Below are 22,968 nucleotides of genomic sequence, written 5' to 3'. Positions count from 1 at the left end.
CTCTTCTTCATCCATGCTCGTCCTGAATCTCGCCTGTGCGCTGGACCACCGCTTCGAAGGCTGGTTCGGCTCCGCCGACGATTTCGAATCGCAGCTCGCTCGCGGCCTCGTCGCCTGCCCGAGCTGCGGTCTGACGAGCATCGAGCGCCGCCCGAGCGCGCCGCGGCTGAACGTTGCGCATCCCCGCGGTGAGAGCGCCGAATCGGCCAATGCGCTGCCGATCGAGATGAAGCAGCAGATGCAGCAGGCGCTGCGTGAGATAGCCCGCGAAGTGATCGCGCGTACCGAAGACGTCGGCGAGCGCTTTCCCGACGAAGCCCGTCGCATCCACTACGGCGAGGCCGAGCAGCGCGGCATCCGCGGCAAGGCCACGCCGGCCGATGCCGCTGCGCTGGCCGACGAGGGCATCGCCGTGATGGCGCTGCCCGTCGAGCCCACCCTACAGTAAGGTCAGTCCCCAACTGATAGGGCACGGTCACCGGGGAAAACCCTGGGTCTGTGCGCATGACGATCGGCTCGTGCAGCCGCTCGCGTTAAGCTCGCGCGCTTTGCCGAACTAGGCTCACCGAGTTTCCCGGAGTTTGTCTGATGACGCGTCGTCACGCCTCGAAGTTCTTCCCTTCCGTGATCGCCCAGGCGACCCTGGCTGCAGCCGTCGCGGTGTCCGCCGGCGCGCTGGTCGGCTGCAAGAAGGCGCCGCCGGCCAACGCGGACGCCGCCGCCCAGCAGGCGCTGCTGGTCTCGCCGGAGGACGTGCAGACGATGGGCAACTCCGACTTCGCCACCGGCCCGGTGATCACCGGTTCGATCCAGCCCGAGAAGCGCGCGGACCTGCGTGCCGAGGTGCAGGCCGTGGTCCTGCAGGTGCTCAAGGAAAACGGCGAGCGGGTGAAGAAGGGCGAGCTGCTGGTGCGCCTGGACGACACGGCGATCCGCGACAGCCTCACTTCCGCCGATGAATCGGTGCGCGCGAGCGACCAGAGCTTCGACCAGGCCGAACGTCAGTTCCAGCGGATGAAGACGCTGCAAGGGCAGGGCATGGTGTCGCTGCAGGCGATGGAAGACGCCGAGATCCGGCGCAACAACACCCAGAGCGATCTGGTCGCGGCGAAGGCACGGGCCGCCAGCGCGCGCCAGCAGCTGCAGCGCACCGAGGCGCGCGCGCCCTTCGACGGCCTGGTCAGCGAACGCAAGGTCTCGGCTGGCGACACCGCCCAGGTCGGCAAGGAACTGGTCAAGGTGATCGACCCGGCGACGATGCGCTTCGAAGGCCTGGTGTCGGCCGACGCAATGGCCGAGCTGAAACTGGGCGAGACCGTGTACTTCAAGGTCAACGGCGTCGAGAGCGGCGACTTCCAGGGCCGCGTGCGCCGCATCGACGCCTCGGCCAACCCGACGACGCGCCAGGTGGCCGTGCTGGTCGACTTCGTCGGCGAGAAAGCGCCGACGGTGGCCGGCCTCTACGCCGAAGGCCGTGTGCAGACGCAGAGCATCAGCGCGCTGATGCTGGCGGAGGCCGCGATCCAGCGCGAAGGCGACAAGGCCTTCGCCTGGGTGCTGGGCGGCGACGGCAAGCTCGCCAAGGTAGCGCTGAAGCTGGGCCAGCGCGATGATCGGCTGGCGCAGTACCAGGTGCTGGAAGGCCTGAAGGCGGGCGACCGCATCCTGCGCCGGCCCGGCAGTTCGCTCAGCGATGGCCGCCATTTCGAGATGAGCAAGCCCGCGGCGGCTTCGGCGGCGCCCGCCGCGTCCGCCGCTTCGGGAGGCTGACATGTTCCTGTCCAACTTCAGCGTCAAGAAGCCGATCGCGACGATCGTCATCATCATCGCGCTGATGGCGCTGGGCCTGATGGCGCTCAACAAGCTGCGCGTCAATCAGATCCCCGACGTCGAAGAGCCGATGCTGGTGGTCAACATCCCGTACCCGGGCGCCTCGCCATCGACGGTGGAGCGGGAGATCATCAACCGGGTCGAGAAGTCGCTGCAGAGCATCACCGGTGTCACCGAGGTGCGCTCGACGGCCAGCGAGGGCAACGCGCAGATCCTGCTGATCTACGAGTTCAACAAGAACATGATCGAGGCGGCCGACGAGGTCCGCAACGCGATCGGCACGGTGCGCTACAAGCTGCCGGTCGAGATGCGCGAGCCGGTGCTGCAGCGGATCGATCCGTCCGCCCAGCCGATCATGCAGCTGGCGTTGTCGTCCACGAGCCAGAGCCACGCCGAGATCTCGCGCCTGGCGGAAGACCAACTGGCCGACAAGTTCCGCGCCATCCACGGTGTGGCCACGGTGACGGTGGACGGTTCGTTGAACCGCGAGCTCTCGGTGCTGCTGCATGCGCAGAAGCTGCGCGAGTTCAATGTGTCGGTGACCGAGGTCGTCAATGCGCTGAAGATGCAGAACACGACGGCGCCGGTCGGCAAGGTGCGCGGCCGGCTCGAGGACCAGAGCATCCGGCTGGTCGGGCGGATCGGACGGCCGGCGGACTTCGAACAGGTCGTCGTCAAGCGCGGCAACGGCAGCAGCGATCAGATCGTGCGCCTGGGCCAGGTCGCCACCGTCCAGGACGGCTTCGCCGAGCAGACGACGCTGTCGATGCGCAGCGGCGTGCCCAATGTCGGCATCTCGGTCACACGTTCGCGCGATGCGTCGACCGTCAGCGTCGCGAACGAGACGCGCAAGCTGGTCGAGGAGATCGGCAAGACCCTGCCTAAAGGCACGGAGCTGGTCGTCACGCAGGACGGCGGCAAGGACGCGCAGGACAGCCTGAACAACGTCGTCGATGCGCTGATCTTCGGTGCCGGCCTGACCATCCTGGTCGTCTACGTGTTCCTGAATTCCTGGCGCTCGACGCTGATCACCGCGACCTCGCTGCCCACCTCGGTGATAGCCGCCTTCATCGCCGTCTGGCTGTGCGGCTTCACGCTGAACTTCATGAGCCTCTTGGGCCTTTCGCTGGCGATCGGCGTGCTGATCGACGATGCGATCGTCGTGCGCGAGAACATCGTGCGCCACATGGAAGCCGGTGCCGACCGCCGCACCGCGGCGCTCAACGGTACGGCCGAGATCGGCCTGGCCGTGGCGGCCACGACCTTCTCGATCGTCGCCGTGTTCATCCCGGTCGGCTTCATGCCCGGCGTCTCGGGTGAGTGGTTCCGGCCCTTCGGCCTGACCGTCGTCGCCTCGGTGCTGGTGAGCCTGTTCATCTCGTTCACGCTGGACCCGATGCTGTCGGCCTTCTGGGGCGACCCGCCGGGCTACCACGAGGCGCCGAAGAAGGGCATCTCCAAGCTGCTGCAGAAGTTCAATCACTGGTTCGACCACCAGGCCGACCGCTACGGCAACGTGATCGCCTGGGCGCTGCATCACAGGCGCTGGATGGCCTTCTTCGCCGTGCTGAGCATGGCGGTGGCCATGGCGATGCTGGCCCTGCAGATGGTCGGCGCCAGCTTCCTGCCCAGCAGCGACTACGGCACGATCGCCGTCGAGGTGCGCACGCCGGCCAGCGCCAGCCTGCTGTACTCCAAGCTGAAGATGGAAGAGGCCGCGGTGCTGGCCCGCCAGATGCCGGAGACACAGGCGACCAACAGCTACGTCAACGTCAGCGGTGGCCGCATCTACGTCGACCTCGGCAAGGCCAAGACGCGCAAGCGCAGCGCCGAGGAGATCGCCAAGGACCTGCGCCAGCGCGTCAGCCGGCTCGTCGGCGCCGAGTACACGGTGCTCTCCGACCTGAACAACGGCGCGCAGAAGCCGGTGCAGATCCGCTTCCACGGCACCGATTCGCGCAAGCTGCTGGAGATCACGAACAGCTACATGGACCAGCTGCGCCAGGTGAAGGGCGCGGTGGACGTCGGCCTGTCCGAGCAGGATCCGCAGGACGAACTGCAGATCGACCTGGACCGGGGCCTGGCCAACCAGATGGGCATCTCGGTCGGCGATGCGGCGAACGCGCTGCGCGTGGCCTTCGCCGGCATCGAGGTCGGTGACTGGGTCGACCCGAGCGGCGAGACGCGCGACGTGGCCGTGCGCCTGGCGCCGGAGGACCGCGTCGACGCCAGCAACATCGAGCGCCTGCCGATCGCCGTCACCGGCACCGGCCTGCTGGTGCCGCTGGAGCAGATCGCCCAGGTGACGATGGGCAAGGCGCCGGCCAAGATTCAGCACGCCGACGGCAAGCGGATGATGGCCGTCTCGGCCAACGTGCAAGGCCGCTCGCCCGGCGAGGTGACGCTTGATGCGGTCGCATTGGCAAAGAAGATCAACTTCCCGCCCGGCTACGGCATCGACCTGGCCGGCGACGCGAAGAATCAGCAGGAAGTGTTCGGCGCGATGGGCATCGCGCTGATCTCCGGCATCGGGCTGATGTACCTGATCCTGGTCATGCAGTTCGGCTCCTTCACCGTGCCCTGGGGCGTGATGCTGTCGCAGCCGCTGTCGCTGTTCGGCGTGGTCGTCGCGCTGTGGCTGACCGGCGGCACGCTGAACCTGATGAGCCTGATCGGCGTGATCATGCTGATGGGCCTGGTGGCGAAGAACGCGATCCTGCTGCTGGACGCCGCGCGGGCCGAAGAGGCCAACGGCATCGACCGCGAGGAAGCACTGATGCACGCCGGCCGCAAACGCTTCCGCCCGATCCTGATGACCACCTTCGCGCTGATCGCCGGCATGATGCCGGTGGCCATCGGCATCGGCGAAGGCGCGGAGTTCTACCGCCCGATGGCGGTGACCATCATCGGCGGCACGATCACCTCGACCTTCCTGACCTTGCTGATGGTGCCCAGCTTCTACGACAGCATCGAGCTGTGGATCGAGCAGCTGACGGCCCGCTTCACACCGCGCCGCCGGCGCTGGACCATGGCCGGCGCAATCGCGCTGACCGCGGGTGAAGTGCTGCTGACCTTCGCCGCGTTCCTGACGCTGACGATCTTCGTGTGGTGGGTGATCGAGGGCGTGTTCAAGCGACGCACTAAGCGGAACTTGGCATCAGCCTTCAAGGCTGCCGCAAGCAGCGGCGTGATCTGACGCAGAAGCGACGCTAGATCACCCGATTCGGATTCATCAGGCCCTGCGGATCCAGGGCTTTCTTGATCGCCTGCATCAGGCCCAGTGCAACCGGATCCTTGCGCTGCGCCAGTTCCTCGCGCTTGAGCCGGCCGATGCCGTGCTCGGCCGAGATCGAGCCGGCGTACTTCGCGACCTGGTCGTAGACGATGCTGTTGATCGCGGGCTCGTTCTTGGCCAGGAACTCGGCGGCCGGGACGCCCTCCGGCGCCTGCACGTTGTAGTGCAGGTTGCCGTCCCCGAGATGGCCGAAATCGACGAGGCGCATGCCGGGGAATCCGGCTTCCAGCAGTGCGTCCGTTTCGGCCACGAAGGCCGGAATTGCCGAGACGGGCAGGGCGATGTCGTGCTTGATGTTGAGGCCTTCCTCGCTCTGCGCCAGCGGGATCGACTCGCGCAGGTGCCACAGCGCGTTCGATTGCGCCTGGCTCTCGGCCACGGCCGCGTCGGTGACGAGGCCGGCTTCCAGTGCGGCTTCGAGCAGGCCTTCGAACACCGTTCGCGCATGCTGCTCGTCCTCGCTGTCGGACAGCTCCAGTAGCACCGTCCACGGCGACGCTTCCAGCGGCTGGCGTTGCTGCGGGTAGTGCTTGCGCACGAGACCCAGCGAGAAGGCGTTCATCACCTCGAAGCCGGTCAGGCCGGAGCCGGCGCGCTGGCGCGCGAGGCCCAGCAGTTCAACGGCGGCTTCCAGCGTCGGCACCGAGGCCAGCGCCGTCATCCGTGCGCGCGGCTCCGGGTAGAGCTTCAAGGTCGCGGCGGTGATGATGCCCAGCGTCCCCTCGCTGCCGACGAACAGGTCGCGCAGGTCGTAGCCGGTGTTGTCCTTGCGCAGGCCGCTCAGGCCGTTCCAGACCTCACCCTGCGCGGTGACCACCTCCAGCCCCAGGCACAGTTCGCGTGCATTGCCGTAGCGTAGTACCTGCGTGCCGCCGGCGTTGGTGGCGAGGTTGCCGCCGATCATGCAGGAGCCTTCGGCCGCCAGGCTCAGCGGGAGCAGCAGGCGGCGCGCCTCGGCGGCCTCCTGCAGCGCCTGCAGCACGCAGCCGGCCTCGACGGTCATCGTCAGGTTGGCTTCGTCGATGGCGCGGATGCGGTTCATCCGCGTGAGGCTCAGCACCAGTTGCTCGCCCGAGTCGTCCGGGGTCGAGCCGCCGACCAGGCCGGTGTTGCCGCCCTGCGGCACGATCGTCACGCCATATGCCGCACACAGCCTGACCACGGCCGCCACCTGCGCCGTGTCGGCCGGCCGCGCCACGGCCAGCGCGCGGCCGACATAACGCTTTCTCCAATCGGTCTCGAAGGCCGACAGGTCGTCGCCACGGACCAGCCCGGCATCGCCGAGCAGTTGCTGCAATTCGTTCAGGAAACTCATGGGGTCGATATTGCCTTGGCCGCCGCGAGCCGCAGCCTCACCTGCATCGCGCAGGCAATGAAAATCAGGGTGCTCAACATAACCTCGGCGCTGCCGAGCCAGATGCCCGCGCCGCGCTCGCTGGTCGCGCGGATCGCGCCCTCGGCGAAGTAGATCCAGATCATCAGGCTCAGCCAGCGGAAGGTGTAGAGCCGGTAGCGCCACAGGCCGACGAGCGGCAGGAACAGCGGCAGCGCCTTGATCGCCAGCGTGCCGCGGCCGGTCGGCGCCAGCCACAACTCCCAGGCCAGGCAGAGGATGATCAGGGCGACAAGCGAGACGAAGGCCAGGGTGCGGGAGAAGATTTCGGCACCGCTCGCCTGCGTGCGCAGCGGTGCTTGAGGATCGACGGCAGAAGACATGCGGCATCATAGCCAGCATGCTCCCTTCCCCCTCTGAGACGAAGCTCGCCAAGACCGCCGTCCATCCACTGCTGGCGGACATCGTCAGCGCCCTCAAGGTCTGGCCCTGGCGCCTGACCTTGCTCAGCTTCCGCCAGCGTTTTCGCGAAGACCGGCTGGGCCTCACCGCCGGCAGCCTCACCTTCACGACGCTGATCTCGCTGGTGCCGCTGCTGACGGTGATGCTGGCCCTGTTCACCGCCTTCCCGATCTTCTCGTCCTTCCAGGCGGCGCTGCAGAAGTACTTCCTCGCCAGCCTGATCCCCGACACGATTGCCCGCCCGGTGCTGGGTGCACTGACGCAGTTCGCCGCCAAGGCGAACCGACTTGGCGCGGTGGGCCTGGTGGCGCTGGGCGGCACGGCGCTCGCGCTGATGCTGACGATCGACCGCACGCTCAACGCGATCTGGCGCGTGCAGCGGCCACGGCCGATTGCCCAGCGCGTGCTCGTGTACTGGGCCGCGCTGACCTTGGGCCCGCTGCTGCTGGGTGGCAGCCTGGCGCTAACCAGCTATGCGGTCTCGGCCGGCGAGGGCCTGGTCAAGGGCTTCTCCGACAACATCGCCTTCCTGCTGCGCCTGACCGAACTGGTGCTGATGAGCCTGGGCATCGCCGGCCTGTTCCACTACGTGCCCAACACGCACGTGCGCTGGCGCCATGCCTTGCTGGGCGGCGCCTTCGTCGCCGTGGGGCTCAGCGCGGCCAAGGCGGGCCTCGCCTGGTACGTGAAACACGTGCCGACCTATTCGACCTTGTACGGCGCTTTCGCCACCGTGCCGATCTTCCTGATCTGGATGTACCTCGGCTGGGTCGTCGTGCTGCTGGGCGCCGTGCTGGCGGCCAACGCACCGAGCATGAGCCGCGGCATCGTCCACCGGCCGGACACGCCGGGCCTGCAGTTGGAACTGGCGCTGGAAGTCATCAGCGAACTGATGCGCGGCAAGGCGAATGGGGAGGGCGGCCTCGGCAATCTCGCCCTGGCCCAGCGCCTGCGCACCGACCCGCTGCAGCTGGAACCGGTGATCGACCGGCTGCTGTCGCTGGACTGGCTGGGCCGGCTCGACGAATCGGGCGTGCAGCGGCTGGTGCTGCTGTGCGATCCGGCGCAGACACCAGCAGCGCCGCTGTTGCGTGCGCTGCTGGTCGAACGCAAGGATGGCCTGCTGCCGCTGTGGCAGCGCAGCGGCTGGGATCGCGTGAGCCTGGGCGAACTGCTAGGGATGCAGTACGACCAGTAGGCCCACCGCCGGCTCGCTGCCGCTGTTGCGGATCGCATGCGGCCCATCGACCGCATAGCGGCCCGTCTCACCGGCCTTCAGCGATTGCACGCTGCCGGCCGCGCGGACCTCCATCTGGCCGCTCAGCACACTCAGATGCTCGCGGGAGCCCGGCTCATGCGCGGCTGATTCCAGTGCGCCGCCGGGCTGGATCGTCAGCTGATACCACTCGAACTGGCCGGCCAGGTCGATCGGCCCGAGGATGCGCAACTGGCACAGGCTGTCCGGACTGCTCATCGAGGGCGTCTGGTGCGCGAGCACGGTCTCGATCGCCGGTGCGGCCGTCTTCTCGCCGCCGAGCAGTTCCGAGAGCTCCACGCGCAGTGCGTTCGCCAGCCGCCAGACCACGGCCACCGTCGGGTTGGCCTGGTTGCGTTCGATCTGCGAGAGCATCGACTTCGACACGCCGGCGCGGCGGGACAGTTCGTCCAGCGACAGGCCCTGCGTTTGCCGCAGCGCCTGGAGCGTGGCGCCGACCTTGGGTGGCTCCAGTGTGTCGATATGCGATGCAGACATGCTTGACCTTGTCGAACGATTCCCTGATACTGGACGAATGTTCGATATATCGAACTTTGTTTTCTTTAGTGGATTGTGCACGAGGAGTTTGATATGACCAAGCCCAGCGCCGGCAGCGAAGCCTTCTACGACCACCTGCGGGCCGAACTCCAGGGCGTGCGCGAAGCCGGGCTCTACAAGAGCGAGCGCATCATTACCAGTGCCCAGGGCGCTGTCGTGCAGACGAACGACGGCCGCGAGGTGATCAACCTCTGCGCCAACAACTACCTGGGCCTGTCCTCGCACCCGCAGGTGATCGAGGCGGCGCACGAGGCGCTGCGCACGCACGGCTACGGCCTCTCGTCGGTGCGCTTCATCTGCGGCACGCAGGATCTGCACAAGACGCTGGAGCAGCGCCTGGCCAACTTCCTCGGCACCGAGGACACGATCCTCTACGCCGCCGCCTTCGACGCCAACGGCGGCCTGTTCGAGCCGCTGCTGGGCGAGCAGGACGCGATCATCAGCGACGAGCTGAACCACGCCTCCATCATCGACGGCATCCGCCTGTGCAAGGCCAAGCGCTTCCGCTACAAGCACAACGACATGGCCGACCTGGAGCGCTGCCTGCAGGAGGCCCAGGCCGCCGGTGCGCGCTTCACGCTCGTGTTCACCGACGGCGTGTTCTCGATGGACGGCACGATCGCCCAGCTCGACAAGATCCGCGAGATCACCGACCGCTACGGCGCGCTGCTGGGCATCGACGAGTGCCATGCCAGCGGCTTCCTCGGCAAGACCGGCCGCGGCACGCACGAGTACCGCGGTGTGTTCGGCAAGGTGGACATCATCACCGGCACCCTGGGCAAGGCCTTGGGCGGCGCGTCCGGCGGTTTCACGACCGGCCGCCGCGAGGTGATCGAGCTGCTGCGCCAGCGCTCGCGGCCCTACCTGTTCTCGAACACGGTGGCGCCGAGCATCGTCGGCGCGAGCATCGCCGTGCTGGACCTGCTCGAAGGCTCGACGGCGCTGCGCGACAAGCTGGAGGCCAACACCGCCTACTTCCGCGAGGCCATCCAGGCGGCCGGTTTCGAGATCAAGCCGGGCACGCATCCGATCGTGCCCATCATGGTCTACGACGCGGTGACGGCGCAGAAGCTCAGCGCCCGCATCCTGGAACTGGGCATCTACGCCGTCGGCTTCTTCTTCCCCGTCGTGCCCAAGGGCCAGGCGCGCATCCGCGTGCAGGTCTCGGCCGGCCATGAACGCGAACACCTGGAGAAGGCTGTCGCCGCCTTCGCGCAAGCCGGCAAAGAGCTGGGACTGATCAAATGACCACCACCACGACCACCGCCACGAAGATCCTCATCATCGGCGCCAACGGCCAGATCGGCACCGAGCTGGCCACCGAGCTGGCGAGGAAGCACGGCAACCATGCCGTCATCACCAGCGACATCGCGCCCGAGGGTCGCGTGCCCGCGCTGCGCCACGAGATGCTGGACGTGACCGACGCCGCCGCGCTCGCCGCCGTCGTCAAGCGCCACGAGATCACGCAGATCTACCACCTCGCCGCCGCGCTCTCCGCCACCGGCGAGAAGCACCCGATGTGGGCCTGGGACCTGAACATGAAGGGCCTGCTGAACGTGCTGGAACTGGCCCGCACGCAGAAGCTGGAGCGCGTGTTCTGGCCCAGCTCGATCGCCGCCTTCGGTCCCAGCACCCCGGCCGTGGATACGCCGCAGGCCACCGTGATGGACCCGACCACGATCTACGGCATTTCCAAGCTGGCCGGCGAGGGCTGGTGCCGCTGGTACCACGAGAAGCACGGTGTGGACGTGCGCAGCCTGCGCTACCCCGGCCTGATCTCCTGGAAGACGCCGCCCGGCGGCGGCACGACCGACTACGCCGTCGAGATCTTCCACGAGGCGCTGAAGCACGGCCGCTACAGCTGCTTCCTCGAAGCCGGCCAGGCCCTGCCGATGATGTACATGCCCGACGCGCTGCGCGCGACCATCGAGCTGATGGAAGCCCCGGCCGAGACGATCACCCAGCGCGGCTCGTACAACCTCGCCGGCGTCAGCTTCACGCCGGCCGAGATCGCCGCCGCGATCCGCGAGCAGATCTCCGGCTTCGAGATCAGCTACGCGCCGGACTTCCGCCAGCAGATCGCCGCCAGCTGGCCGCAGCGCATCGACGACAGCATCGCCCGCCGCGACTGGGGCTGGAAGCTGCAGTACGACCTGAAGGCGATGGTCGCCGACATGCTGAAGGAGCTGCGCCCCTTGGTCACCAGCCCAGACCGATCCGCAGCGCCAGCATGACCACCGTGCCGGTGACGATGGTGCCGAGGATGCCGCGCCGGCTGAAGTAGTAGACGGTGGCTGCGGCGGTGGCGAACAGCCGCGCGTCCTGCCAGGTGCCGAGCACCTGGCCCTGGCTCATCACCACCTCCGGCACGATCACCGCCGCCAGCGCGGCCAGCGGCGCATAGCGCAGGCCTTGCTTCAGCCAGGCGGGCAACGGCACCTCGCGCTCCGGATAGAGGAAGAAGCCGCGCGTGATCAAGGTGACCAGCGCCATGCCAACAATGGCCAGCGCCGTTTCCCACTCGCTCATGCCGCCACCTCCTTCTCTGGCAGCCATTTCTCCAGCAGCAGCCCGGCCGCCACCGCCGCAGCGATCGCCACGACGATATTGAGCCGCAGCGGCAACGCGTAGGCCGCCACCGCCGCACAACCGGCCACGCCGGCAGCGACCCAGCTGTTGCGGTCCTTCAGCAACGAATAGCTCAGCCCCAGCAGCGCCAGCACGCCGGCGAAGCCCAGGCCCCATTCGGTCGGGATCCGGTCGGCGAGCAGGATGCCGATGACCGACGGGATCTGCCAGGCCGGCCAGTTCGCCGCCACGCCGCCCCAGAAGTACGGCTCCTGCCGAGGGTCAGGTCTTGCCTGCGGGAAGCGGTTCAGGAAGGCGACGTAGTTCAGGTCGGCCGCGAAGTAGCCGATCATCAGCCGCCGCACGCGCGGCAGGTTGCCGAAATACAGGTGCCACTGGGCGCTGAAGATCACGAAGCGCAGGTTCACGCAGAAGGCCGTGGCCCACAGCACCCACATCGGCGCGCCGGAGGCGATCAGGGGCAGCGAGGCGAGCTGTGAACTGCCGGCGAACACGATCAGCGTCATCAGCAGCGCGAGCCCGACCGACAGCCCGCTCTTGATCATCGCCACGCCCGTCACGAGGCCCCAGGCGGAAATGCCCAGCGTGATGCCGGCCATGTCGCGCGCGCCGCGGCGGAATTCGGGGTGGCGCCGCTGGGCCCGCACCTCGTCGAGAAATCTGCTTGCTGCCATGGACGTCATTGTCCCCATCGCCTGTTGTGCGTGGCCGACAGAATGACAGCAATTCGAAGGCTTGCCGCATTAAGGTGGCGACATGCGCTCCACCGCCTGCCTCGCCGCCACTTCCGTTCTCTCGCTGATGTCTTCGCCGGCCATGGCGGAGGATGAGCAGGAACCCGCCCCGAAGTTCCGCTACCTCGCCGCGGCACGCCTGCAGTACCAGCCTGAATACGCCGGCGCGCAGCGCTATGAGTTCAAGCTCCGGCCGGTCTGGGCGCTGCAATGGGGGCGCTGGCGCATCAGCACCTCGGGCGGCAACGGTCTGCTCGGTTTCGGCGGCGAAGTTCGGGGCGATGGCGCCAGCACGGAGCTGGTTCGCAGCGACCGGCTGAAGCTCGGGCTCTCGTTCCGGGTGGACAGCGGGCGCAGCAGCGGCGATGCCTCCACGACAGCCGGCCTGCCGGACGTGCGCCGCACGCTGCGCGGGCGCGTCTATGCCGGCTATGCGCTGACGCCGGACTGGCAGCTCTCGGGCTCGCTCTCGCAGGATCTGTTGGGCCGCCACGGAGGGCTGACCGCGGGACTGGACCTGAGCTGGCGCCTGAAGCGGACCGCCGACTTCGAATGGACGGCCGGCGGCGGCATCAGCGCCGGCGACGCCACCAACATGAGAAGCTATTTCGGCGTGACGCCTGAGGGCTCGACGGCCACGGGGTTGCCGGTCTACACGCCGTCTGCCGGCCTGCGCGATGCCCATGCCGGCACAGGCTGGACCTGGCAACTGAGCCCGCGCTGGATCGCCTTCGGCTCGGCCGGCGTCGCGCAGCAGATGGGGCCGGCGGCCGACAGCCCGCTGACGCAGCGCCGCTTCGGCGGCTCGCTGGCGGTGGGGCTGGCGTACCGGAACTGAGGTTCAGAACGGGATGCGGCCCAGCCAGATGTCCCGGTACATCGCCCAGTCGCCCATGAAGCTGTAGAGCGGGCGCTTGAACGAGGCCGGCTTGTTCTTCTCGAAGCCGAAGTGGCCGATCCAGGCGAAGGCGTAGCCGAACAGCAGGCCCAGCAGGATCAGCGAGAGCTGGCCGGTCCACAGCGCGGCGGCCAGGCACACGAGGCCCAGCGAGGAGCCGACGAAATGGAGCCGCCGGCACGTGCGATTGCTGTGTTCGCCGAGATAGAACGGGTAGAACTCGGCGAAGCTGTGGAAGCTCTTGACGGTGTCGGCGGTGTCTGCGGTTTCCATTGGCAAAGACTACTGCAAGGCCGTCCGCAAGGCGCTAAGCATTTGCTCGGGGGCCTCGGCCATCAGCGCATGGCCGGCCGGCAGCCGGCTGACCTTGGCCTTCAGCGCCTCGGTCAGCGCGGCGGTCTGCTTGGGCGAGGTCATCTGGTCGCGCTCGCCGATCAGCAGGCTGGCCGGGCAGGTGACCTTGGCCGCGGCCTCCAGGCCGTTGGCATAGCGGTCGCAGACGCGGAAATCATGCTCGAACAGATTGGCCTCCGGATGGCCGGCCAGGGTGCGGCGCATCAGCGCGCGGCTGCCGCCGTGCAGCCAGGCACCGGGGCCGGGATAGGAGGGCTTGGCCGCCCAGCCGGAGTGCGAGAAGGCGTTGACCATGTCGATGGCCTTCAGCGGCGTGTCGCGTGCGATCGCCAGCAGCGCCTCGGAGACCTTCATCGGATAGGCGGTGCCGATCATCGCGAGCCGCGTACAGCGCTGCGGCTGGCGCGATGCCGCCTCCAGCGCGATCAGCGAGCCCATGCTGTGGCCGGCGAGTGCCGCCTGCCCGACGCCGGCAGCGTCCAGCAGCGCCCAGACCCAGTCGGCGTAGGCCTCGACGCTGGCGAGCGCCGGGCCTTTGCTGCGACCGTGGCCGGGCAGGTCGACCGCGAACACGTTCCAGCCGTGGTGTGCGAACGAACGTGCCAGCAAGGTCCAGACGCTGTGGTCGTTCAGCGCGCCGTGGATCAGCACCAGCGAGGGCAGGGCTGAGTCGAAGGCCCGGCCGCCGGTGTAGGCGTAGGCCGTCTTGTCGTTGACGTTGAGCTTCATTTGCTGGCCGCCTTCAGTGCGCGCTTCAGGTCGTCGATCAGGTCATCGGCGTCTTCCAGGCCAATCGACAGCCGGATCGTCCCCGGCCCGATGCCGGCGAAGGCGAGCGCTGCGTCGTCCATGCGGCTGTGCGTCGTCGACGCCGGGTGGATCACCAGCGAGCGGCAATCTCCGACGTTGGCCAAGTGCGAGAAGATCTTCAGCGTCTCGATGAAGACGCGTCCCTGCTCGCGCGAGCCCTTCAGGTTGAAGCTGAACACCGAGCCGCAGCCGCGCGGCAGCAGCTTCTGCGCCAGCGCATGGTCGCGGTGCGTTGTGAGGCCCGGATAGCCGACGGACTCTACAGCCGCCTGCCCGGCCAGGAATTCGGCCACCTTCTGCGCATTGCGCACGTGCCGCTCCATCCGCAGCGGCAGGGTCTCGATGCCCTGCAGGATCAGCCAGGCGGTGTGCGGGCTGATGCAGGCACCGAAGTCGCGCAGGCCTTCGCGGCGGGCGCGTAAGAGGAAGGCGCCGACGGTGCTCTCTTCGGTGAACACCATGTCGTGGAAGCCTGCGTAGGGCTCGCACAGCTCGGGGAAGAGGCGGTGCTTCGCATGCGCGGCTTCCCAATCGAAGGCACCGCTGTCCACCAGCACGCCGCCGACGACGGTGCCGTGGCCACTGAGGAACTTCGTCGCCGAGTGGTAGACCAAGTCGGCGCCATGGTCGAAGGGCTTCATCAGCCAGGGCGTCGTCAAGGTCGAGTCGACCAGCAGTGGGAGGCCGGCGTCGTGGGCGATGGCGGAGATGGTCGGGATGTCCAGCACGTCCAGGCCGGGGTTGCCCAGCGTCTCGCCGAACAGCAGCTTCGTGTTCGGCCGGATCGCGGCGCGCCAGCCGTCAATGTTGCCTGGCTTGACGAAGGTCGTCTCGATGCCGAAGCGCTTCAAGGTGTAGTGCAACAGGTTGTGCGAGCCGCCGTACAGCGCGCCGGAGGAGACGATGTGCGAGCCGGCGCCGGCCAGCGTGGCGATGGCCAGGTGCAGCGCCGCCTGGCCGCTGGAAGTGGCGATCGCGCCGACGCCGCCTTCCAGCGCCGCCATCCGTTCCTCGAACACCGCGGTCGTCGGGTTGGACAGGCGCGAGTAGACGTGGCCGGCGCGCTCCATATTGAACAGCCCGGCCGCATGCTCGGCGCTTTCGAACACGAAGGAGGTCGAGAGATGAAGAGGCGTCACGCGCGCGCCGGTGCTCGGGTCGGGTGCCGCGCCGGCATGCAGCGCCAGGGTGTCGAAACCGGGGTCGGAATGACCGGGCATGGTGTCTTTCGAGGTGTTGATCGGGCGGATTGTGTGCTATGTTGAAGCCAACATCCCGGCCCTCTCACTGGAGCAGAACAATCATGAAAGTCGTCGATATCCTCCGCGTCAAGGGTGGCACCCTGTTCACCGTCACTCCGGACGAGCCGCTGCGCGTGGCGGTCGAGACGATGGGCGGCCGGGACATCGGCTCACTGGTCGTGATGGACCATGGCGACCTGGTCGGCATGCTGACCTTCCGCGAGGTGATCCAGGCGATCGTGAAGAACGGTGGCAGCGTCGGCACGACGCAGGTGCGCAGCGTGATGGACGACCACCCGCTGACCTGCACGCCCGAGACCGAGATCGACGAAGTGCGCCGCATGATGCTGGGCCGCCATGCGCGCTACATGCCGGTGCTGAACGGCCGCACGCTGATGGGCGTGATCTCCTTCTACGACGTGGCCAAGGCCGTCGTCGACGGCCAGGACTTCGAGAACCGCATGCTGAAGGCCTACATCCGCGACTGGCCGGTCGAAGAGGGCGCCGAAGAACCCAAGGCCTGAAGAAGGGCCGCCTGCCACCCGGATAAACTCGCGGGTTCCCCCGTAGAGAGAGAAGCACCCGGCATGTCAGGCAGCACCTTCGGCGAACTGTTCCGCGTCACCAACTTCGGCGAGAGCCACGGGCCCGCCATCGGTTGCGTGATCGACGGCTGCCCGCCCGGGCTGGCGTTGACCGAGGCGGACATCCAGCCCGAGCTGGACCGCCGCCGCCCCGGCACCTCGCGCCATGTGACCCAGCGCAACGAGCCCGATGCCGTCGAGATCCTCTCCGGCGTCTACGAGGGCCAGACCACCGGTACGCCGATCTGCCTGCTGATCAAGAACACCGACCAGCGCAGCAAGGACTACGGCAACATCCTCGACACCTTCCGCCCGGGCCACGCCGACTACACCTACTGGCGCAAGTACGGCCTGCGCGACCCGCGCGGCGGCGGCCGCTCATCGGCCCGGCTGACCGCGCCAATGGTCGGCGCCGGTGCCGTGGCCCGCAAATGGCTGAAGGAGCATTTCGGCACCCAGTTCCGTGGCTGCATGACGCAGCTGGGCGAGATCGAGATCCCGTTCGAAGGCTGGGAGCATGTCGGCAACAACCCCTTCTTCGCCGCCAACGCCAGCAAGATTGCCGAGCTGGAGGACTACATGGACGCGCTGCGCAAGTCCGGCGACTCGGTCGGCGCGCGCATCCGCGTGGAAGCCACCGGCGTGCCAGTGGGCCTGGGCGAGCCGCTGTTCGACAAGCTCGACGCCGACATCGCCTACGCGCTGATGGGCATCAACGCCGTCAAGGGCGTGGAGATCGGCGAAGGCTTCGGCGTGGTCTCGCAGCGCGGCAGCCGCCATGGCGACGAACTTACGCCGCAGGGCTTCGCCTCCAACAACGCCGGCGGCGTGCTCGGCGGTATCTCGACCGGGCAGGACATCGTCGCCTCGATCGCGATCAAGCCGACCAGCTCGATCCGCACGCCCAAGGGCTCGATCAACCGCGCCGGCGAGCCGGCCACCGTCGAGACCTTCGGCCGGCACGACCCCTGCGTCGGCATCCGCGCGACGCCCATCGCCGAAGCCATGCTGGCCCTGGTCTTGATGGACCATGCGCTGCGCCACCGCGCCCAGTGCGGCGACGTGGTCCTCCCCATTCCGCCGATTCCCGGTACAGCAGGCGCTTGATCTCCATCCGCCGCGGTCTATAACCGCTCCCATGCAGTTCGTCGCGGTCAGGCTCGCCCGATCGGGGCGTATTGCAGATCGTCACGCGGAATCTGCATTCCGTCGCAGCGGCTCTTGCACCGCCAGGGTGCGCTCCTACACTCCGCGCACTTTTTGAGAAGAGGGAAAGAGACCATGCGCAAGCAGTGGCTGATTGGCGGCATCGCCGCCCTGGTGCTGGCCGGCGGAGCCGGGGTTGCGGTCTTCGCCAGCAAGGGCGGCGACGCGGCCAAGAAGAACGACAAGAAGGGTGACGAGAAGGTCGTCGCGCTCGAATTCCTCGCCAACGAGATCACCCAGCCGACGCTGGCCGCCATGCCCGCGCAGATCGAGTTCTCCGGCCCCCTCGTCGCCCCGGGCACGGTCATGGTCCGCGCCAAGGCCACGGGCACCCTGGTGACGCTGAACGTCGGCGAAGGCAGCCGCGTGCATGCTGGCCAGGTGCTGGGCCAGATGGACCTGGAGGAGCTGCGCTACCGGATCGCCGAGAAGAACGCCACGGTCGAGTCCGCCAAGGCGCAGTACGAGCAGGTCGAGCGCAAGTACAAGGCCGACCAGGGCCTGGCCGCCAACAACTTCATCGCCACCACTGCGCTGGACGCCTCGCGCGCCGCGATGGAAACCGCCCGCGCCCAGTACCTGGCGGCCAAGGCGCAGTTGGACACGAGCAACGTGACGATGCACCAGGCGGCGCTGGTCGCGCCGATCAGCGGCATCGTCGCCAAGCGCCTGGCGCTGCCGGGCGAGAAGCTGGCGCCGGAACAGCAGATCCTGACCATCGTCGACCTCTCCAAGCTGGAACTGGCCGGTCTGGTCGGCACGCACGAGGTCAGCCGGCTGAAGCCCGGCATGGCGGTTCAGGTGAAGGTCGAGGGCGTGGACCGCTCGGTCGAGGCCAAGATCAACCGCATCGCCCCGGCGGCGGAACCCGGCACCCGCTCGATCGGCGTCGTGCTGTCCCTGGACAACCCGAAGGAAGAGTTCCGCGCGGGCCAGTACGGCGTTGCTCGGGTAGAACTGGCGGACGAGCAGCAGCGCCTGACGGTGCCCGAGACCGCGATCACCGGCGCCGCCGGCCAGGAGCAGGTCTGGCTGATCGACCAGGGCTCGCTGGTGCGCCGCGTCGTCACCACCGGCCGGCACGACGAGAAGAAGGGTCGCGTCGAGGTGGTCAAGGGCCTGGACGGCAAGGCCCAGGTGCTGGCGACCCGCTTCGACAACCTGCGCGAAGGCGGCAAGGCGTCGATCGTCACCAAGCGCTCGACGGTGGCCGACGCCGCCGCTTCCACCGCGTCCGCCCCGGCGCGCGACTGAGCCCCCGCGGAGGAAACCGACCATGTGGATCACCCGCGTCTCCATCCAGAACCCGGTCTTCGCGACTATGGTGATGGTGGCCCTGTGCGTGCTGGGCCTGTTCTCATATTCGAAGCTGGGCGTCGAGCAGATGCCCGACATCACCTTGCCCGGCGCCTGGATCGACATCCGCTACCCCGGCGCCTCGCCGGCGGCCGTCGAGCGCCAGGTCGCCAAGCCGCTCGAGGAGTCGCTGAACTCGATCGCCGGCGTCAACCGCATCCAGTCGCGCAGCTTCGAAGGCCGCGTGCAGGCCAGCGTCGAGTTCACGCTCGACACCGACATGAACCGCGCGATGCAGGACCTGCGCGATCGCCTGGCCATGGCGCAGGCCCAGTTTCCGCAGGAGGTGAAACCGCCCAACGTCAGCCGCTTCCAGGGCGACAACGCCCAGCCGGTCGTCGTGATGGCGCTGATCTCGGGCACCCGCTCGCTGCGCGAGCTGTCGATGCTGTCCGACCAGACGATCTCCAAGCGCCTGGGCCGCGTGCCCGGCGTGGCCCAGGTGTCGGTGGGCGGCATGGCGCTGCGCGAGGTGCGCATCGACCTCGATCCGATGCGCCTGCGCGCCTACGGCATCACGCCGGCCGAGATCTCGGCGGCGATCGCCACGGCCAACCAGGATGAGCCGGTCGGCGTGCTGTCCGACCAGTACACCGATGCGATGCTGCGCGTCGAAGGCCAGGTGAAGGACCCGAAGCGATTCGGCGACATCGTCGTCGCCAAGCGCGGCGACCTGGTGCTCACCTTGCGCGACCTCGGCACGCTGGTCGAGCGTGAGCAGGAACTGGACAACATCGCCCGCATCGACGGCCAGACCGCCATCACCTTCAACGTCTTCAAGCAGCAGGACGCCAACATCGTTTCCACCGGCCAGGCCGTCAAGGAAACGATGGAGGAACTGCGCAAGACCCTGCCCAAGGACATGGAGCTGCGGCTGATCTACGCCAGCAGCGACTGGGTCAAGGGCTCGCTGGACGGCCTGCGCCACACCCTGATCGAAGGCGCGCTGCTCACGGTGGCCATCGTCTTCCTGTTCCTGCACAGCTGGCGCTCGACGATCATCACCGGTCTGACCCTGCCGATCTCGGTGATCTCCAGCTTCATCGCCGTCCACGCCTTCGGCTTCACGCTGAACTTCATGACGATGATGGCGCTCTCGCTGTGCATCGGCTTGCTGATCGACGACGCGATCGTCGTGCGCGAGAACATCGTCCGCCATGTCGGCATGGGCAAGGACCACCTGAAGGCCTCCTTCGACGGCACCAACGAGATCGGCCTGGCCGTGATGGCCACCACCTTCGCGATCTGCGCTGTGTTCACCCCGGTCGCCTTCATGGGCGGCATCATCGGCAAGTTCTTCTACCCCTTCGGCATCACGGTGGCGGTGGCGGTGCTGGTGTCGCTGTTCGTCTCGTTCACGCTCGACCCGATGCTGTCCAGCGTCTGGGCCGACCCGCCGGCCACCTACCTGCGCCGCGTGCCCGTCATCGGCCACCTGCTGCGCGGTACCGACTGGTGCATGGACGTGCTGCACGCCGTCTACGAGAAGACGATCAACTGGACCTTCAGCGGCCGCCGCTACCGCCTCTTCGTGCTGCCCGCTTGGGGCCGCCCGTTCAAGGCCGACGGCACCCGCGACCTGACGGCCAAGCGCCGGCTGCGCTCGGTCACGCTGACGCCGCGCGGCATCGTCACCTGGAGTGGCGTGGCGAGCTTCGTCGCCGCCATCTTCCTGGCCGGTGCCGTCGGCACCGAGTTCATCCCCGAGACCGACCAGGGCTTCACCCAGTTGGCCCTGCGCCTGCCGGTCGGCACCAGCCTGGACCGCAGCAGCGACAAGGTCGCCCAGGTCGAGGAGATCCTGAAGCACTATCCGGAGATCAAGACCGTCTCGACCGTGGTCGGCGCCACCGGCGACGGCCTGGCCACCGGCCGCAACAACGCGCAGCTGAACATCACGCTGAGCGACCGCAAGGACCGCAAGCGCAGCCAGAAGCAGATCGAGGACGCGATGCGCGAGGAGATCGCCAAGATCCCCGGCGTGGAACTCTCGGTCGGTTTCAACAAGCCGGTCTGGATCACCATCCTCGGCAACGACTCGGACGCGCTGAACGCCGCCGCCGCCGACCTCGTCGCCCGCATCAAAAAGATCCCCGGCGCGGTCGACGTGGACACCACCGTCAAGCCCGGCCTGCCGGCCTATGCGGTGCGCGTCAAGGATTCGGCGATGCGCGAGCTGGGGCTGACCACGCCGCAACTGGCGGCCTCGCTGCGCGCCTACGTCAACGGCGAGATCGCCAGCTACTGGACCGCGCCGGACGGCAACCAGGTGCAGGTGCTGGTGCGCCTGCCCAAGGACGAGCGCCGCAACGTCGAGCAGATGTACAAGCTGCCGGTGGCCTTCGCCAAGGACGGCTCGCCGATCACCCTGGACCAGGTCGCCACTGTGGAGCCGGTGTTCAACCCCGAGGTGATCCGCCGCGAGAACCTGCAGCGCCGTGAGGCCGTCTTCGCCGGCACGCAGGGCCGCGCGTCGGGCGACGTCAATGACGACGTGCAGAAGATGATCAAGACGGTGCAGTTGCCGCCGGGTGTCAGCTTCAAGGTGGACGGCGCCGGCAAGGACCAGGCCGAGGCAATGAACGGGCTGGTCGGCGCAATGGCGCTGGCGGTGATCTTCATCTACATCGTGCTGGCCAGCCAGTTCGGCAGCTTCACCCAGCCCTTCGCGATCATGGCCTCGCTGCCCCTGTCGCTGATCGGCGTGATGCTGGCGCTGCTGGTGACGGGCTCCACCTTGAACGTGTTCTCGATGATTGGCCTGGTGATGCTGATGGGCCTGGTGACGAAGAACGCCATTCTTCTGGTGGACTTCGCCAACCATGCCCGCAAGGCCGGCGCCAGCCTGTCGGATGCGGTGCGCGAGGCCGGCCTGATCCGGATGCGCCCGATCATCATGACCACGGCCGCGATGATCTTCGGCATGCTGCCGATGGCCATCGCGCTGAACGACGGCGGCGAGATCCAGGCGCCGATGGGCCGCGCGATCATCGGCGGGGTGATCACCTCTACCCTGCTGACCTTGCTGGTCGTGCCGGTGATCTACTCCTACCTCGAACAGTTCGCCGCCTTCGTCAAGAGCCTGCATGACCGCACTCGCGGCGCCTTCTACGGCACGGTGGGCGTGAGCCTCGCCACGCTGGTGATGCTCGGCGCGGGCGCGCCGACCGGCGCCACGGTGGTGATGGCGGTTGCGGGCTTCCTGCTGTGCATCTGGCTGTGCTTCTGCTTCGCGCACGAGCGCGGCCGGCCTGCCGGCTGGGCGCTGCTGGGCCTGCTGGGGATGCCGGGCTTCCTGCTGGGCTGCTTCCTGCTGCGGGCGCCGCCGGAACCGGCACCTGCCAGCGCGGCGGACGAGGGACTGATCCCTGCCAAGTAACGGTTCAGATGGGGCAGGGTTTCCCCAAGCTCAGGCGGTGAAATCCTGCCGCCCCGGCTGCGCTGAAATACGTGGTGATCTCAGCGCAGCCTGCTTATCATCGATTCACCCCAACGAACCGGTAGGTGCGCCGATGAATGCCGAAGCGAAGAACAAGTTCCGTCTGGTCACCCGCAGCGATTTCGACGGCCTGGTCTGCGCCGTGCTGCTGAAGGAATTGGATCTGATCGACGACATCCTCTTCGTCCACCCGAAGGACATGCAGGACGGCAAGATCGCCATCACCGATCGCGACATCACGACGAACCTGCCCTACGTGCCCGGCGCGCATCTGTCCTTCGACCACCACGCATCCGAGCTGATCCGCAACACCGGCGTGCGGTCCAACCACGTCATCGATGCCGATGCGCCTTCGGCGGCGCGTGTCGTCTACAAGCACTACGGCGGACGCGACGCTTTCCCCCGCATCTCCGACGAGATGATGGAGGCGGTCGACAAGGCCGACTCCGCGCAGTTCAGCCGCGACGAGATCCTCGACGCCAACGGCTGGCCGCTGCTGAACTACCTGATGGACTCGCGCACGGGTCTGGGCCGCTTCCGCGAATTCCGCATCAGCAACTACCAGCTGATGATGGACCTGATCGACCACTGCCTCGAATACGACATCGACGAGATCCTGAACCTGCCCGACGTCAAGGAGCGGGTGGACCTGTACTTCGATCACGGCCCCAAGGCCCGCGAGCAGATCCTGCGCTGCGGCAAGTACCACGGCAACCTCGTCGTGCTGGACCTGCGCGGCGAGGAAACCATCTGGGCCACCAACCGCTTCATGATCTACGCGCTGTTCCCGGCCGCCAACATCTCCATCCATGTGATGTGGGGCGTGCAGAAGCAGAACACCGTGCTCGCCTGCGGCAAGTCCATCCTGAACCGCGACAGCAAGACCGACATCGGCGCCCTGATGCTGCAGCACGGCGGCGGCGGCCACCATGCGGCCGGCACCTGCCAGGTGGCGAACTACAAGGCCGAGGAAGTGCTGCGGGAACTGATCACGAAGATCAACCAGGACGGTTGATCTTCGCTG

At 67.7% G+C, this 22,968-nt stretch carries 20 protein-coding genes; 12 read left to right on the top strand and 8 right to left on the bottom strand.

The features are described from left to right. Positions 1 to 13: 13 nt before the first annotated feature. From SNE35_RS23505 to SNE35_RS23495, 3 genes are all read left to right on the top strand, one after another. A complete protein-coding gene (locus SNE35_RS23505; RefSeq protein ID WP_320425462.1) occupies positions 14 to 448 on the top strand; it encodes a DUF1178 family protein in 435 nt (144 codons plus the stop codon). Between the two features lie 140 nt (positions 449 to 588). Further along, entirely contained in the window at positions 589 to 1,770 is a 1,182-nt protein-coding gene (locus SNE35_RS23500) for an efflux RND transporter periplasmic adaptor subunit (protein ID WP_320425461.1), read from the top strand. Between the two features lies 1 nt (position 1,771). Continuing rightward, positions 1,772 to 5,026, top strand: a complete 3,255-nt coding sequence (locus tag SNE35_RS23495; RefSeq protein WP_320425460.1) for an efflux RND transporter permease subunit — start codon at positions 1,772 to 1,774, stop codon at positions 5,024 to 5,026. A 13-nt stretch (positions 5,027 to 5,039) separates the two neighbouring features. On the opposite strand, the gene SNE35_RS23490 is transcribed toward SNE35_RS23495, so the two are convergent. Together SNE35_RS23490 and SNE35_RS23485 are read right to left on the bottom strand one after the other, a co-directional pair. Next, the gene (locus tag SNE35_RS23490) at positions 5,040 to 6,440 is read right to left on the bottom strand and encodes an FAD-binding oxidoreductase (protein WP_320425459.1); all 1,401 of its coding nucleotides are present in this window, start codon (positions 6,438 to 6,440) and stop codon (positions 5,040 to 5,042) included. Further along, the gene (locus SNE35_RS23485) at positions 6,437 to 6,841 is read right to left on the bottom strand and encodes a DUF2069 domain-containing protein (protein ID WP_320425458.1); all 405 of its coding nucleotides are present in this window, start codon (positions 6,839 to 6,841) and stop codon (positions 6,437 to 6,439) included. The genes SNE35_RS23490 and SNE35_RS23485 overlap by 4 nt, the downstream gene beginning before the upstream one ends. Before the next feature lie 17 nt (positions 6,842 to 6,858). Here SNE35_RS23485 and SNE35_RS23480 point away from each other — a divergent pair, with 17 nt between their 5' ends. Next, complete coding sequence (locus SNE35_RS23480; protein ID WP_320425457.1) at positions 6,859 to 8,118, top strand: YihY family inner membrane protein; 1,260 nt, start codon at positions 6,859 to 6,861, stop codon at positions 8,116 to 8,118. Here the strand turns inward: SNE35_RS23480 and SNE35_RS23475 are convergent. Next, the gene (locus SNE35_RS23475) at positions 8,095 to 8,673 is read right to left on the bottom strand and encodes a helix-turn-helix domain-containing protein (protein WP_320425456.1); all 579 of its coding nucleotides are present in this window, start codon (positions 8,671 to 8,673) and stop codon (positions 8,095 to 8,097) included. The genes SNE35_RS23480 and SNE35_RS23475 overlap by 24 nt on opposite strands. Before the next feature lie 93 nt (positions 8,674 to 8,766). Here SNE35_RS23475 and kbl point away from each other — a divergent pair, with 93 nt between their 5' ends. After that, a complete protein-coding gene (gene kbl / locus SNE35_RS23470; protein WP_320425455.1) occupies positions 8,767 to 9,981 on the top strand; it encodes a glycine C-acetyltransferase in 1,215 nt (404 codons plus the stop codon). Beyond that, positions 9,978 to 10,967, top strand: coding sequence for an NAD-dependent epimerase/dehydratase family protein (locus SNE35_RS23465; RefSeq protein ID WP_320425454.1), 990 nt, complete (start codon positions 9,978 to 9,980; stop codon positions 10,965 to 10,967). Before kbl ends, SNE35_RS23465 begins: the two co-directional genes overlap by 4 nt. On the opposite strand, the gene SNE35_RS23460 is transcribed toward SNE35_RS23465, so the two are convergent. Together SNE35_RS23460 and SNE35_RS23455 are read right to left on the bottom strand one after the other, a co-directional pair. After that, a complete protein-coding gene (locus SNE35_RS23460) occupies positions 10,933 to 11,262 on the bottom strand; it encodes an AzlD domain-containing protein (protein WP_320425453.1) in 330 nt (109 codons plus the stop codon). The genes SNE35_RS23465 and SNE35_RS23460 overlap by 35 nt on opposite strands. Continuing rightward, a complete protein-coding gene (locus SNE35_RS23455; RefSeq protein WP_320425452.1) occupies positions 11,259 to 11,996 on the bottom strand; it encodes an AzlC family ABC transporter permease in 738 nt (245 codons plus the stop codon). The genes SNE35_RS23460 and SNE35_RS23455 overlap by 4 nt, the downstream gene beginning before the upstream one ends. Before the next feature lie 82 nt (positions 11,997 to 12,078). Between SNE35_RS23455 and SNE35_RS23450 the strand changes: the two genes are divergently transcribed. Then, positions 12,079 to 12,894, top strand: a complete 816-nt coding sequence (locus SNE35_RS23450; RefSeq protein WP_320425451.1) for a MipA/OmpV family protein — start codon at positions 12,079 to 12,081, stop codon at positions 12,892 to 12,894. 3 nt (positions 12,895 to 12,897) lie between these two features. On the opposite strand, the gene SNE35_RS23445 is transcribed toward SNE35_RS23450, so the two are convergent. The 3 genes from SNE35_RS23445 to SNE35_RS23435 are packed head-to-tail and all read right to left on the bottom strand — an operon-like array spanning position 12,898 to position 15,338. Continuing rightward, a complete protein-coding gene (locus SNE35_RS23445) occupies positions 12,898 to 13,227 on the bottom strand; it encodes an Mpo1-like protein (RefSeq protein WP_320425450.1) in 330 nt (109 codons plus the stop codon). A 9-nt stretch (positions 13,228 to 13,236) separates the two neighbouring features. Then, positions 13,237 to 14,037 carry an alpha/beta fold hydrolase gene (locus SNE35_RS23440; protein WP_320425449.1) on the bottom strand — a complete coding sequence of 267 codons (801 nt, stop codon included), beginning with the start codon at positions 14,035 to 14,037 and terminating at the stop codon, positions 13,237 to 13,239. Next, positions 14,034 to 15,338, bottom strand: a complete 1,305-nt coding sequence (locus SNE35_RS23435) for an O-acetylhomoserine aminocarboxypropyltransferase (RefSeq protein WP_320425448.1) — start codon at positions 15,336 to 15,338, stop codon at positions 14,034 to 14,036. The genes SNE35_RS23440 and SNE35_RS23435 overlap by 4 nt, the downstream gene beginning before the upstream one ends. Before the next feature lie 83 nt (positions 15,339 to 15,421). Here SNE35_RS23435 and SNE35_RS23430 point away from each other — a divergent pair, with 83 nt between their 5' ends. From SNE35_RS23430 to SNE35_RS23410, 5 genes are all read left to right on the top strand, one after another. Continuing rightward, complete coding sequence (locus tag SNE35_RS23430; protein WP_320425447.1) at positions 15,422 to 15,883, top strand: CBS domain-containing protein; 462 nt, start codon at positions 15,422 to 15,424, stop codon at positions 15,881 to 15,883. 63 nt (positions 15,884 to 15,946) lie between these two features. Then, on the top strand, positions 15,947 to 17,050 hold the full coding sequence (aroC, locus tag SNE35_RS23425; RefSeq protein WP_320425446.1) for a chorismate synthase: 1,104 nt from the start codon (positions 15,947 to 15,949) through the stop codon (positions 17,048 to 17,050). Positions 17,051 to 17,224: 174 nt separating this feature from the next. Further along, positions 17,225 to 18,403: an efflux RND transporter periplasmic adaptor subunit gene (locus SNE35_RS23420; protein WP_320425445.1), complete on the top strand. Its 1,179-nt coding sequence runs from the start codon at positions 17,225 to 17,227 to the stop codon at positions 18,401 to 18,403. Positions 18,404 to 18,425: 22 nt separating this feature from the next. After that, on the top strand, positions 18,426 to 21,884 hold the full coding sequence (locus tag SNE35_RS23415) for an efflux RND transporter permease subunit (RefSeq protein WP_320425444.1): 3,459 nt from the start codon (positions 18,426 to 18,428) through the stop codon (positions 21,882 to 21,884). A 133-nt stretch (positions 21,885 to 22,017) separates the two neighbouring features. Then, the gene (locus SNE35_RS23410; protein WP_320425443.1) at positions 22,018 to 22,959 is read left to right on the top strand and encodes an exopolyphosphatase; all 942 of its coding nucleotides are present in this window, start codon (positions 22,018 to 22,020) and stop codon (positions 22,957 to 22,959) included. Positions 22,960 to 22,968: the final 9 nt, after the last annotated feature.

This window comes from Roseateles agri (assembly GCF_034043675.1).
Taxonomy (GTDB): Bacteria; Pseudomonadota; Gammaproteobacteria; order Burkholderiales; family Burkholderiaceae_C; genus KK5.
Note: the sequence above shows the minus strand (reverse complement) of the source record. Positions and strands in the feature narration are given on the sequence as shown.